We start from the raw sequence: 13,123 nt of genomic DNA, 5'->3' as shown, positions 1-13,123 counted from the left end.
CAACTGCCCCGCGTGTGCAACTATTCCGCAGCGAACCGCAGTGAGACGAGCATCACAAACGCTCAGCTATCTCTCGAATGGTCCGGCTGGGCATCCGTCGCCTTGTTGGTTTTGCATGCAGTTGTCGGCGTAGTTCCTGGTGACCGAGCGCCACACGCTCACAGTCACCGGAGCCGAACTGAAACTGCCCTGCCCCGGGATTGGCAGCGGCGGACCACCATTGACCGAATAGGTCCCACGGAAATGGCTGGTTAGGACAACGCTGAAGTCGCCGGTCTGCGCATAAGCGTGGCTGGTTCTGGTCTTCTCGCCCCACTGCCCTTCGGGCAAGGCCCCGCCCGCGGAAGGTTGAGGTCCGACGACGGTCCCGTCACCGTAGTTCCATGTGTATTCAACCGGGGTGGCCACAATACGGACCTTCTGCCCCAAAATCGTCACATCAAACTGCTGCTCAATCGTATTGGCGTAGAAATTCGTCTCGGCACCCCGGAGGGTATGCGGCGACGGCTGAGAAGCGACCGTACCGGCATTGATGGGTAACTGCCGGAAATCACTAAGAATTCGGTCCCTAATCCGCTGTAGCACGTCATCTGGACGGTCGTCGTAAAAGCAGAAAGGTTCCGCCTCAGTGGATTTCCAGTCATCCCATCGTGGATTCTCGATTCCCTTCGGCGCCACCTTCCAAACAGCCAGGTAGCCGCCCTTGCCATCATCGCGCCGAGGACATTTCGTCAAAGAATCCCGACAAGCCGCGTCGCGTCCAAGCTGATCTATCTTGCACAAGAATTCGGCCTTGTACTGATTGGGATCATCCGATCGCTCTCTTGGGTCAACCGCAATAGTTCTTCCGGTTCCGGGATGCCGCACACGGCCTCCCACACCAAGACCGTTTTCTTGAAACCCCAAATCAGACTCAGTTTCGGAAGCGCTAACGAGCGAAGGGCAGAGCAATTGACTGAGGGTTAGAAGACCGACTACACAGAGCGTCATCCAATATCTGCGCACCGCATTAGTAATCATTGAAGGGGGTGCATGCTAACGAGTTGAAATGCACCATCTTTGAAGACTACGAGCATAACCACGCCTGAGTCCGATTTGGGAGTCGGCTTCCGATATTCTCGCGCTCCGGGCTCGAAGTACTTTATTTCCTCCTGCTGAACTTGAACGAATACTTCGTAGTTTCCATTATCTGAAGGTAGGAAATTGGTTTCTATTGATGGCTGTGTCAGCCTTCCCCCTGTAACCCATCGCCCAGAATTGTATCCAGATTGCAAAGACCTGCGCAGATTTGAGCAATACTCGCAGGTATCGAATGAGATTCCTGCAAACCCAGCCACGTTCCCTGTCTCATACGCGTAATTCAACTGATCAAACCAATAGCGCCGAAGGCCAGAAGCCCCTCCTTCGTCTCCGCCTTCGCCGCCTCCGGCAACACCGGAACAGGCACGTTCTCGGCCCTGCCTTTGGCGTCCGCCGGCTTGTACGTGGGTGAGCTCGTTTGGGAAGCCGTCGGGCTGGCGCTAATGGTCGACTCGGCATTGGTACTGGCTGGCGCGGGCGTTGGTCCGCCGGCACACGCACCCAGAATCACCGCCGCGAACAACACGCAACTCACATATGAAAACCGCAGGTGCGGCCAGGAACGTCGAAGGTACATACAGTTGATCCCCCAAGTTGATTCAGTCGTTTGATGCTCACATCCAGCTGACTCGGGCCGTCGATGTGCAGCTATGGTTGGCTTTGGAACGCCTCTATCGGACCAATGAGCCACGACACCCGTCGCCCTGCGGGTTTTGCAGGCAGTTGTCGGCGTAGTTCCTGGTGACCGAGCGCCACACGCTCACAGTCACCGGAGCCGAACTGAAACTGCCCTGCCCCGGGATTGGCAGCTGTGGACCACCATTGACCGAATAGGTCCCACGGAAATGGCTGGTCAGGACGACGTTGAAGTCACCGGTCTGCGCGTAAGCGTGGCTGGTCCTGGTTTTCTCGCCCCACTGCCCTTCGGGCAAGGCCCCGCCCGCTGAAGTTTGCGGTCCAAGGACCGTCCCGTCGCCGTAATTCCATGTGAACTCAACCGGGGTGGCCACAATATGGACCTTCTGCCCCAAAATCGTCACATCAAACTGCTGCTCGGCCGTATTGGCATAGAAATTCGTCTCAGCGCCCCGCAGAGTATGCGGAGACGGCTGAGAAGCAACCGCACCGGCATTGATGGGTAGCTTCTGGAACTCGCTCTGGATCATTCCAGCGATTCGCGGTAGTACGTCTTCCGGTCGCCGCTCGTATAGGCACGTCGGGCCCGAATGGAAGGTCCACTCCGGGTCGGGCACGCCTGCTGGGGCACGCCACCACACAATTGGAAGTCCCTGGCGTCCATCGGTCGAATCATCGCAGCGAATTCGTGAATTGAAGCAGCCAATATCATCGGCTCCGCCATGACCGCACTGTACGTCGTATTTGTACTGGAACGGATCGTCCGGAGGAGTGCCGGGAGGCTTCTCAATGACTTCCCCTGCCTCGGGATCATGTTCCCACGCCCCTATATCCAAGCCGTGGTCACCAAAGCCTGTATCAATGTTAGGCAGCGGTTGTGTTGGTGCCAGAGCGGGAGCGGAATGCCCTATGGATGGCGCTGCAGACAGTAGAACCACCACGAAGGCAAGAATTGCCATGTACCGAAAGTTCAAACTCCAAGTCATCGAATTGGATGGAGATCGTTCAAATACCAGCCGCCATCTTTGAAGACGACTAACATCACGTTTCCGGTATCAGATGGAGGCGTAAGTTTATAGTTCGGAGCGTTCATCGAATGGTAATCAATTCGGTCCTGTTGAACCTGAACAATAACTTGAAAGTTCCCCGTACGATCTAATTTGTAAGTAGAACTTAATGACGGTGTTCTCAGCTTCCCCCCACTGAGCCATACGCCTTGGGTGTAGTTTGCATTCAAACTAGTGGAAAGTCTTACGCAGAATTCGCAGGTAGGCGAAGTAACCGCATTCAGTCCCGTCACATCGCCCGTTTCGTACGCATAATTCAACTGATCAAACCAATAGCGGCCGAAAGCCAGAAGCCCTTCCTTCGTCTCCGCCTTCGCAGCCTCCGGCAGCACCGGAACAGGCACGTTCTCGGCCCTGCCTTTGGCGTCCGCCGGCTTGTATTTCGGAGTCACAGTTGGAGTCGGCGTCTCGCTGGCCGAAGGAGAGACCGAGCCAATCGTTGAGCCCGAGGCCTCTGGCGTCGCCTCTGCGGAACATCCGGCCATCCAGATCACCAGAACGGCCGCGGCGACCGGCAACCATTGCCGCCGTCGGGCAGCACAAAAAAGAAATGTCATGGGCAGCTAATCCCCCGATAGTTGGTCCCAAACACGTAGATCGCCAGCCTATTCCAAGCGGCCAGAACCCCTCGGAAGTTATCCACAGCCCGCAGACCCAAGGCCGGCCGCCACCATCGCAAGGCAAAAAGAAGCCCGCGGACACCGCCAAAACAGGCGAGCCCGCGGGCCTTCAAAACTTGGTCACAGGGCTACTTCTGGGCTGGCAGCAGCAGTTCCCCCGTCTTATCGGTAGAGAGGGCGAGCGACGAAACATACTGGCGTTCGCCGTCGGGCCCGTCCTGCGCTGAGCGCACCATGTCCGGACGCTCGAACTCCAGGCCGGTCACGTGGCAGAGCAGCCGATCGCTGCTGGGGTTCCCATCGGCGTCGAACATTGGCAGGTCAATGCCATCGTCGGTACGCCGCAGGTAATAGCGGCCCCGAGTCAGTACAGCCAGTACCGGCGGCAGCACAAGGGCCAAAGCTACAGCGAAGATGGGCGAATAGGGCTGGACCCCTTCACCAAATGCCCCAAAGAACACAGCAATCGATACTCCGGCAGAAGCCAGCATGGACACAAAACCCACGGGATTCACGGCATGAAGCATGCCGCGGCGGAATTCCGGCACTTTCGGCGAAATCTTCAGGACGTACTTATTGATTGCGATGTCGGACGCCACCGTCACCACCCATGCCATAGCGCAATTGGCGTAGAACCCCAGAATGGTGTTCAGGAAATCGAACATGTTCGATTCCATCAGCACCAGGGCGATCAGTAGGTTCACCACCACAAACACCATGCGGCCGGGATACGTCTTAGTGATGCGCGTGAAGCTGTTCGTCCAGGCCAACGAACCAGAATAGGCATTTGTGACGTTGATCTTGATCTGCGAAATAACTACCAATACAACTGCCAGGGACATCGCCAGCCACGCAGGCATCATTTCCCGATACACGCCGAGGAACTGATGCACAGGCTCATTCGCATGGGCAGACGCCGCCGGATCGAGCGTGGCGATCAAGTAAACGGCGATGAACAAGCCAACAATTTGCTTGATAGCGCCGAAAATGACCCAGCCCGGGCCGGCTAGGATCACAGCCCTCCACCAGGCACCACGGTTTTCGGCAGTCTTGGGAGGCATGAACCGCAGGTAGTCAATTTGCTCAGCGATCTGCGCCATGAGCGACAGACACACACCGGCGGCCAGCATGATAGACGCCAAATTGGTGCCCGAGCCACCCGAAGAACCCGTGTAGGCGAAGAACGAATCAATGCTTTCCGGATGTGAGACGAGCAAATAGCCGAGCGGTACAACCATCAACAAAAGCCACAACGGCGTGGTCCAAACCTGCAGCTTGGCCAAGGTGTTCATTCCATAAATCACCAGTGGAATGATGATCACCGTTGACGCCGCATAACCCAGCCATTGCGGAATTCCGAGGCCTAATTGAAGGCCCTGCGCCATGATGGAGCCCTCAAGGGCGAAGAAGATAAAGGTGAACGTCGCAAAAATGACATTCGTGACCACGGAGCCGTAATAGCCGAACCCTGAACCACGAGTAATCAGGTCCAAGTCGATGTTGTAGCGGGCAGCGTAGTACGCGAGTGGAAATCCGGTGGCGAAAATGACCACCGCGGCCACCAGAATTCCCAGGATTGCATTCACGGTGCCGTAGGAGATCCCGATATTCGCACCGATGGAAAAGTCAGCCAAGTAGGCGATTCCGCCCAGCGCACTCGTGGCTACCACCCCAGCACTCCATTTACGGTAGGACCTTGGCGCGAACCTGAGGGTGTAATCCTCCAAGCTCTCCTTCGCCGCGCTGAGCGCGTCGCCACTGGCTGCCGGCGCCCCTCCCGCCAATGTCCCCGAGGCGACGCCGGACTGCTCGGAAGAGTCGATGGCGGCGTTCGCCGCTGCCTCGGACCTCACCGTCTCCCGTTGTTCCAGCAAATCTATGGTCTTCGACATCTCAGCCATCCCCAGCTCACTTTCGTCGTCGGAACAAACCGCCCTCGACGCTACCGACGGCAGGCAACCGGGGTATTCCGGCCGTGTTTCTGGCCTGTAACTTCCCGGCCCTGGGCGCCGGAAATGCCGCCTCACGCTCAGAGCAGGCCTGCAATAAGTGACCAAAAGCCACCGCTCCTCCTTTGTAGGCACCGCACAAAAACGCCCCGTCCGCGCCCATATACCGTCGGGAAGGAGCCCGGACAGACCCCGGAAATCCCGTCGCACGCACGTGGAGGCAACAATCTTGGAGGAACAAAGATGACCACCTTGACCGAAGCCGCTGAATCAGGCAGCACACAAACGGCCGAATCAGCCGAATCCACCGCTTACGCCATCTTGGACATCGCCCGCGAGCAGGTGCTGGAGGGTGGCGAAGGCCTCAACGAAGCCCAGCTTCTCGAAATCCTGACGCTCCCGGAGGAGGCCATCCCGGCCGCACTCCAACTGGCCCACGAGGTCCGCGTCAGGCATTGCGGCGAGGAAGTCGAAGTGGAGGGCATCATCTCCATCAAGACGGGAGGCTGCCCCGAGGACTGCCACTTCTGCAGCCAATCAGGCCTGTTCGACTCCCCTGTCCGCGGCGTCTGGCTGGACATCCCCGAATTGGTGAAGGCCGCCAAAGAAACCGCGGCAACCGGCGCCACCGAATTCTGCATCGTCGCAGCCGTCCGCGGGCCGGACATCAAGCTCATGAACCAGATCAAGTTCGCGATCGACCGCATCAACGAAGAAGTGGACATCAACATCGCGTGTTCGCTGGGAATGCTCACCCAGCGGCAGGTGGACCAGTTGGCTGAGTGGGGTGTCCACCGCTACAACCACAACCTGGAGACCGCCCGAAGCTTTTTCCGTGAGGTGGTCACCACTCACACCTACGAGGAGCGGCTCGAAACCTGCCAGATGGTCAAGGACGCCGGCATGGAGCTGTGCTGCGGCGCCCTGATCGGCATGGGCGAATCCGTGGAGCAGCGCGCCGAACTCGCAGCCCAATTAGCCGCTCTTGAACCGCACGAAGTTCCCCTCAACTTCCTGAACCCGCGACCCGGCACCCCACTGCAGGACCAGCCGATCATGGAGGGGAAGGACGCCCTTCGCGCAATCGCCGCCTTCCGTCTCGCCATGCCCCGCACCGTCCTCCGCTACGCTGGCGGTCGCGAACTCACCCTCGGAGACCTTGGCACTCGCGAAGGCCTCCTGGGCGGCATCAACGCCGTCATCGTGGGCAACTACCTCACTACCTTGGGCCGGCCCGCGACAGCCGACCTGAACCTGCTGGTCGAGCTGAACATGCCCATCAAGGAACTCCAGAAAACGCTATGAGCAGCCAGCTACTCGGCGAAACGGCCGCGTACTGCGGCCTGTGCGGCGAACCGGAGGGCCCGACGTCGGACACCCACCCCACGCCGGACACCCACCCGACGCCGGACACCCACCCGACGCCGGACACCCACCCGACGTCTGCCACTCAGCAAACGGACGCCGGCAACGCCACCCACGAGCCTCACCGAGCGTGCCGGGAGCGGCTGAAGATGGAGCCGCCGCGGTACTGCCGGCAGTGTCGGCGCCGCATGAAGGTGCAAGTCACGCCGCTCGGCTGGACGGCGGAGTGTTCACGGCATGGAGCACTGACGTCGTGAACGGCACCCCAGCAGGCAAAGCGAAGCCCAATGTCGTGGACCGGGACCGGGCATGCTTGTGGCATCCGTACGCCCCGGCGTCGGACACCCTTCCCCTGTGGGAGGTGGTGGACGCCCAGGGCGCGACGCTCACCCTCCGTGGCCACAGCAGCGACACCCCCGCCAAAGCACACCATGTCCTTGACGCCATGTCCTCCTGGTGGTCCGTCATCCACGGTTACCGCAACCCTCTCCTGGACGCGGCAGCCAAGCGGCAGTTGGCGAGTTTCAGCCACGTGATGTTCGGCGGCCTAACCCATCAGCCCGCCGTCGAACTTGCGGAGCGGCTAACCGCGATGGCGCCGTCGTCCCCGGACCGCCCGGCTCTTGAGCGCGTCTTCCTGGCGGACTCGGGGTCTGTGTCCGTGGAAGTGGCGCTGAAACTCGCGGTCCAGTACCAATCAGCCGTCGGGAGACCCGGGAGGCAGAAATTCCTGGCCCTGCGCGGCGGTTATCACGGGGACACCACGGGTGCCATGTCCGTGTGCGACCCCGTGGACGGAATGCATTCGGCCTTCCAAGGCCTGCTCGCCAAGAACGTCTTCGCCCCGCGCCCGCCCGCCGTGCCAGCAGATGCCGAGGCCATACTGCAATGGCGGCAGGCGGTGGAAACACTCGCGGCAGAAAACGAAAACGAGCTCGCCGCAATCATCGCAGAACCCATTCTGCAGGGCGCCGGCGGGATGTTCGCTTACCCCGCGGAATGCCTAAGCATCCTAAGGGAAATAGCCGACCGGCACGGGCTCCTCCTCATTCTGGACGAGATCGCCACCGGCTTCGGCCGCACCGGGGAAATGTTCGCTGCTGAACACGCTGGCGTGGTCCCGGACATCATGTGCGTCGGCAAGGCGCTTACCGGCGGCTACCTCACACTCGCTGCCATGCTCTGCACCGGTGATATTGCCCGTACCGTATCCAAGCAAGGCGCCGGCGCGTTGCTGCACGGACCAACGTTCATGGCCAACCCACTGGCCTGCTCGGTGGCCAACGCGAGCCTCAGCATCCTGGACGGCGGGGCGTGGCGGGAGGATGTCGCGCGGATCGAGTACGGCCTCGCCAATGGACTCGCAACAGCCCGTAGCCTCAACGCAGTTAAAGACGTCCGGACCATCGGCGCGGTAGGCGTCATCGAACTGGCGCACGACGTGGACGTCCCAGCCATCACCCGAGCAGCGATCGGTCACGGCGTCTGGATCCGACCCTTCCGCAACCTCGTCTACACCATGCCGCCCTACATCACCAGATCAGCGGAGATCGAGCAGATCACGGCTGGGATGGTGGCTGCGGTGGCGGAAGTGCACGGCGCGCCATGAGCCATTCCATGACCCGGTGGCTGGAACAGCAAGCCACGGTCCGCGAGCGCCGGGGATGGGTCCGGCGACCACAGGCCCGGCAGGCAAACAGCGCAGCCATCGACCTCGCGTCGAACGACTACCTCGGCCTCGCCCGCGATCCCCGCTTGGCGGAGGCCGCCGCCAAAGCAGCCAAGCAATGGGGCACCGGCGCCACTGCCTCCCGCCTGGTTGCGGGTACGACGGAGATGCACGTGCAACTCGAAGCAGCGTTGGCCGCCATGATCGACATGGAATCCGCCCTCGTGTTCTCCTCGGGCTACCTGGCAAACATGGGCGCAGTGATGGCCCTCGGCGGCCCCGGCACCCTGATTCTTCTCGACGAGCACGCGCACGCCTCACTCGTCGATGGCTGTCGGCTGAGCCGATCCCGCGTGGTGACGTTCGCGCACAACGACGTGAACGACGTCGTCCGTCACCTCGAGGAGCGCACCGAACCGCGGGCGCTGGTCGCCGTCGAATCCATCTATAGTGTGGGCGGCGACGCGGCCCCTCTGCCGGAACTCCTGGACGCGGCGGAAGCGCATGACGCGATGCTGCTGGTGGATGAGGCGCACAGCCTGGGAGTCTCGGGCAGCGGGGGGTCGCTGGGGCATGGATCCGTGGCAGCCACGTCGCTGGCGGGGAATCCACATGTGCTGGTGACGGCGACGCTGTCCAAGGCCCTTGGGAGCCAGGGCGGCGTAGTCCTGGGCAGCAGCCTGATCCGTGAGCATCTCCTCAACCGGGCGCGTGGATTCATTTTCGACACCGCCCTGGCCCCTCCGGCAACAGCCGCGGCACTGGCAGCGGTCGACATCGTAAGGGACGAACCGTGGCGTGCCGAGGCAGTTAGGGCAAACGCCGTGGAGCTCGCCGAACGCTTGGGTGCACAGAACGGCCCTGAATGCGCCGGTGCGGTGCTGTCCATCCCGATGCCGACGCCGGCAGGTACCGCAAGTGCCGCGGCGGCAGCGGCTGCAGCAAACGTGCGGATTGGCTGTTTCCGTCCGCCATCAGTCCCCGACGGTATCTCCCGCCTCCGACTCACCGCCCACGCGGGGCTCACACCCCGCGACATCGATCGCGCCTGCGCCGTGCTTGGCCAGATCCTGGCGGTCACTCAGCGTGCTGACATAACGGCTATCCAAGGAAACCTATGAACCTCCCTTCGATCATCATGATCACAGGCACCGACACCGGCGTCGGAAAAACCATCACGACGGCGGCACTCGCCTCGGTGCTCTCCGCGCCCCTGAGAACACCAAACCCGAACGACGGCGTGAACCGCGCCGCCGCGCACAGCCCCGCCCCCAACACAGCCAGCCTCTCCGGCCACCACGCCAACGCAGCCAGCCTCTCCGGCAACCACGCCAACGCCGCCCCCAACACAGCCAGCCTCCCCGGCCACCACGCCAACGCCGCCCCCAACACAGCCAGCCTCTCCGGCGACCACCCCAACACAGCCAACCTCTCCGGCGGCCACCCCAACGCCGCCCCCAACGCAGCCCCTCTGCGCGGCGACTACCCCAACGCCGCCAGCCCCGGCAGGGTCGCTATCTATAAGCCCTGCCAAACCGGTGCCGCGATCGGTGACTCGGACATCGCGGAGATCACCCGACTGTCCGGAGCGCTAACGTCCGAGGCCGGCTCCGTACTCCAGGAGCCGCTGGCACCCAAGGCGGCTGCCGCCGTCGACGGTGTCACACTGCCCTCTGTCACGGATCACATCGCACGGATCACGGAACTGGCCACGAGCCATGACCATGTTTTGGTGGAAGGAGCAGGCGGCCTTCTGGTGGAGCTCGATCAGGACGGAGGGACGCTGGCCGACCTGGCGCTGGAGCTGATGGGACGTGGCGCGGAACTTGGATTCGTTGTGGTGGCACGCGCCGGCCTCGGGACACTGAACCACACTTCGCTGACGATGGAAGCTTTGGCGCATCGCGGACTGCCGGTTCTCGGGCTGGTTGTGGGATCCACACAGGACCATCCGGGACCAGCAGAACTCGACAACCTAGCCATCTTCGGCCGCGGCCAGCTGCCAGGACACGGCATGACCGCAATGCTCGGCGCCATCCCTGCCGGAGCAAGCCAGCTGCCGCCGGACAACTTCCAGGCCCAAGCCAAAGACTGGCTTGGAGCGCTAGCAACGGAAGTCACATCCAGTCCGGAACCCGCCATCCCAGCAGGAGCCACCGCATGAGCCGCACCATGAACCACACAGCCCCATTCCACGTGGTGCGCGACCCCAAAGTAGTCCGGGACGTCCTCCACCGACCCGACGACTTCAGCCCAGCCAACGCACTGGTGGCCGTCACCCCGCTCAGCGGGCGCTCGCTCCGGGTCCTCCAAAAGGCCGCCTTCGCCCTGCCGCCCATCCTTGCCAGCAACGATTCCCCGACTCATCCAGGGATCCGGAAAGTGGTTGCCGGGTTCTTCACCCCTGCCACGGTCCAGGCGATTGAGCCGCGCATCCGTGAACTTGCGCGTAAAGCCGCTCACGCTGCTGCCCTGGAGCTTGAGGCCACCGGCACCGTGGAACTCGTGAACGCGGTGGCCGCCCTACCTCCCGCTCAGATCATGCTGGAACTCCTGGGAGTCAGCATCAGCCACGATGAACTTCTTGCTTTGAAGGCGTGGAGCGTGGATTCCTTGGAACTCTTCTGGGGTTGGCCCGAGCCGGAACGTCAACTCGAGCTCGCCCACAGCGCGGCGGAGTTCTACGACTGGTTGAGGGGCCTGGTGCGGCGCTGCACGCAATCCCAGGAACGAAACCTCTTCGCCGCCCTGGATCAGCACGGGCTAACACTTCCGGAAATCTGCTCGTTGGGCTATTTCCTGCTAATCGCTGGACAAGAAACTACCACCCAGCTCATCAGCACTGTTCTGTACCGCCTCGCCGAGGGGAACTGCCCTGTGACATGGCAGGACGCAGCGGCACAGGGCCCGGCACGCGCCGCAGTGCGGCACGTGCTGGCCGGAGAATCCTCCGTCCCCACCTGGCGGCGCGTCGCAGCGCGGGACACGCACCTCAACGGCGAGCTGATTCCCGCCGGAGCGGAAATCCTGCTGGAGCTGACCGGGAACCACAAAACGCCCGACGGCGGAACACGGGCCACCGACTATAGCCTCGCCTTTGGTTCGGGTGTCCACCGCTGCCTCGGGGCCAAACTCGCGGAGCTTGAGGCCGCCGTCGTAATTCAAGAAGCAGCCGCCGCAATACAGCAAGCACGGTTGGCCGGGGAGGTTCCTGAATGGTTGCGTCTACTCTCATTTCAGGCTCCGCAAATAGTACTCGTGACGGGCCAATAACACGAGGCTAAGCACCGCTCAAGATTCGCTCAATATTGAGCTGATTGTGAACCTACCGACACCAAATGGACTTAACCTGTGATGAAGGGTCTTCGACCGTGGCTGGGAATCGAATGATCAATCGGTCCAGTTTAGTGAGTGGGAGGCGGTGCCGTGGGACAAACCTGTGGTGGTCGGCTCCCCCTGGTTGACCGGAGGGTCCTCCGCCGCCTGCGTGACGATCTCGGAATCGACGCCGACTACACGGACACTTTCCTCAGCAATTATGTGCATCAATTGCCCGTCCGTATCAATAGGCTTCACAGCGCTCTTTGTTCCGCAGATTCCCACGCCGCCATGGATGCGGTCCTCAGCCTCAAAACATCCAGCCGAATGGTGGGCGCAGTGTGCTTGGGCTCCCTCGCCTCTGAACTTGAAACACAACTTCGAACGATTCCGGAAAGTGAACACAGCACGGAGCTACCCCGTCTCTGTGAGCACGATCAGCTCTGGGACCTGATAGACCAATGCAGCCATGAAACGGTGGAGCAATTCATGCAGGAGCCCGCAGCCTAACGCCCGGTCTTGGCGGCAAGTACGCCGGCCAGCAGCCTAACCGTTGCGGCTAGCTCTCCCGCTGGGGCTTCTGCGTTGATGCGTTCTGCGCGGGTGCCAAACGGTAGCCCACCCCACGGACTGTCTGCAGCCAACGGGGATTCTGTGCCGTGTCTCCGAGCTTCCGGCGCAGGTTGCCCATGTGGACCTCGATGGACCGCTCGTCTGCCTCACTCGTGTAAGTACCAACGTCGTAAGGCTCGTTGCGAAGCCTGCGCACCAGATCTGCCTTGGTGCGCACTACCCTTCCGGCCTGGAGTAGGGCGTACAGCAGATCGAACTCTGTTCGAGTCAGCTGCAGATCCTCGCCGTCCACGGAAACGGAACGCGTGTCGTAGTTAAATTCCAAGCCGTTGTGCTTGTACAGCGAGTTGCCCTCATGCTCAGGACCGGCGTCGGAACCCCCTGCCTTGGGGGCGGGATCCGCAGCGCCACCGCCACGCGGGCGCCGCATCATGGCCGCCACGCGCGCCCGCAGCTCGCGGGGACGGAATGGCTTGGTGAGGTAGTCGTCGGCGCCGGACTCAAGGCCGATCAGCGTGTCCAGTTCCTCCGCCCGGGCCGTCAGCATCACGATGTACGCGTCGGAGAACTGCCTCACCTGACGTGCAACTTCATAGCCATCGATGTCCGGCAGGCCCAAATCCAGGGTGATAACGGTGGGGTCCAGCGCACGGGCGGCGGCGACACCGGCGGACCCAGTGGTGGCCACGTGAACTTCGAAACCCGCCTGTGTGAGAACCACACGCACCAGTTCGCGGATATCGTGGTCGTCTTCAATGACTAGACCAACACGTGATTCGCTCATCGCTAGCCCCCTCAGCCCGCTCACCTCGTAGCAGTATATCCGCAGGCAGGTATCCTGCTCGT

Annotated in this window: 13 protein-coding genes and 1 pseudogene; 7 read left to right on the top strand and 7 right to left on the bottom strand. The window is 61.7% G+C overall.

Features of this window, described 5'->3' with window-relative positions; translation table 11 throughout:
• Window positions 1–66: 66 nt before the first annotated feature.
• The 5 genes and pseudogenes from LD110_RS14120 to LD110_RS14100 form a co-directional block, all read right to left on the bottom strand.
• Complete coding sequence (locus tag LD110_RS14120; RefSeq protein ID WP_225499453.1) at window positions 67–1,020, bottom strand: PKD domain-containing protein; 954 nt, start codon at window positions 1,018–1,020, stop codon at window positions 67–69.
• Window positions 1,017–1,657: pseudogene (locus LD110_RS24080) on the bottom strand (DUF6318 family protein). The gene LD110_RS14120 and the pseudogene LD110_RS24080 overlap by 4 nt, the downstream one beginning before the upstream one ends.
• 94 nt (window positions 1,658–1,751) lie before the next feature.
• Window positions 1,752–2,246 carry a hypothetical protein gene (locus LD110_RS14110; protein ID WP_225499452.1) on the bottom strand — a complete coding sequence of 165 codons (495 nt, stop codon included), beginning with the start codon at window positions 2,244–2,246 and terminating at the stop codon, window positions 1,752–1,754.
• Window positions 2,247–2,698: 452 nt separating this feature from the next.
• Entirely contained in the window at window positions 2,699–3,340 is a 642-nt protein-coding gene (locus LD110_RS14105) for a DUF6318 family protein (RefSeq protein WP_225499451.1), read from the bottom strand.
• Between the two features lie 191 nt (window positions 3,341–3,531).
• Window positions 3,532–5,304 (bottom strand): cytosine permease, encoded by a 1,773-nt coding sequence (locus LD110_RS14100; protein WP_374200344.1) that lies wholly within the window; start codon window positions 5,302–5,304, stop codon window positions 3,532–3,534.
• Window positions 5,305–5,595: 291 nt separating this feature from the next.
• Here LD110_RS14100 and bioB point away from each other — a divergent pair, with 291 nt between their 5' ends.
• Genes bioB through LD110_RS14070 form a run of 6 tightly spaced genes read left to right on the top strand, consistent with a single transcriptional unit; the run spans window position 5,596 to window position 11,659 of the window.
• Window positions 5,596–6,657, top strand: coding sequence for a biotin synthase BioB (gene bioB / locus LD110_RS14095; protein WP_225499450.1), 1,062 nt, complete (start codon window positions 5,596–5,598; stop codon window positions 6,655–6,657).
• On the top strand, window positions 6,654–6,974 hold the full coding sequence (locus tag LD110_RS14090; RefSeq protein WP_225499449.1) for a hypothetical protein: 321 nt from the start codon (window positions 6,654–6,656) through the stop codon (window positions 6,972–6,974). Before bioB ends, LD110_RS14090 begins: the two co-directional genes overlap by 4 nt.
• Window positions 6,971–8,326 (top strand): adenosylmethionine--8-amino-7-oxononanoate transaminase, encoded by a 1,356-nt coding sequence (locus LD110_RS14085; protein WP_225499448.1) that lies wholly within the window; start codon window positions 6,971–6,973, stop codon window positions 8,324–8,326. The genes LD110_RS14090 and LD110_RS14085 overlap by 4 nt, the downstream gene beginning before the upstream one ends.
• Window positions 8,323–9,507, top strand: coding sequence for an 8-amino-7-oxononanoate synthase (locus LD110_RS14080; RefSeq protein ID WP_225499447.1), 1,185 nt, complete (start codon window positions 8,323–8,325; stop codon window positions 9,505–9,507). Before LD110_RS14085 ends, LD110_RS14080 begins: the two co-directional genes overlap by 4 nt.
• The gene (locus LD110_RS14075; protein WP_225499446.1) at window positions 9,504–10,550 is read left to right on the top strand and encodes an AAA family ATPase; all 1,047 of its coding nucleotides are present in this window, start codon (window positions 9,504–9,506) and stop codon (window positions 10,548–10,550) included. The genes LD110_RS14080 and LD110_RS14075 overlap by 4 nt, the downstream gene beginning before the upstream one ends.
• Window positions 10,547–11,659: a cytochrome P450 gene (locus LD110_RS14070; RefSeq protein WP_225499445.1), complete on the top strand. Its 1,113-nt coding sequence runs from the start codon at window positions 10,547–10,549 to the stop codon at window positions 11,657–11,659. Before LD110_RS14075 ends, LD110_RS14070 begins: the two co-directional genes overlap by 4 nt.
• A gap of 117 nt (window positions 11,660–11,776) precedes the next feature.
• Here the strand turns inward: LD110_RS14070 and LD110_RS14065 are convergent, their stop codons facing one another.
• Window positions 11,777–11,962, bottom strand: a complete 186-nt coding sequence (locus LD110_RS14065; protein WP_225499570.1) for a hypothetical protein — start codon at window positions 11,960–11,962, stop codon at window positions 11,777–11,779.
• Here LD110_RS14065 and LD110_RS14060 point away from each other — a divergent pair.
• The gene (locus tag LD110_RS14060; protein WP_225499567.1) at window positions 11,927–12,214 is read left to right on the top strand and encodes an Hpt domain-containing protein; all 288 of its coding nucleotides are present in this window, start codon (window positions 11,927–11,929) and stop codon (window positions 12,212–12,214) included. The two genes, LD110_RS14065 and LD110_RS14060, sit on opposite strands and share 36 nt — an antisense overlap.
• A gap of 49 nt (window positions 12,215–12,263) precedes the next feature.
• On the opposite strand, the gene LD110_RS14055 is transcribed toward LD110_RS14060, so the two are convergent.
• Window positions 12,264–13,061: a response regulator transcription factor gene (locus LD110_RS14055; RefSeq protein WP_225499444.1), complete on the bottom strand. Its 798-nt coding sequence runs from the start codon at window positions 13,059–13,061 to the stop codon at window positions 12,264–12,266.
• Window positions 13,062–13,123: the final 62 nt, after the last annotated feature.

The sequence above is a fragment of the Arthrobacter sp. M4 genome (genome assembly GCF_020251205.1).
GTDB lineage: Bacteria > Actinomycetota > Actinomycetes > Actinomycetales > Micrococcaceae > Arthrobacter.
Note: the sequence above shows the minus strand (reverse complement) of the source record. Positions and strands in the feature narration are given on the sequence as shown.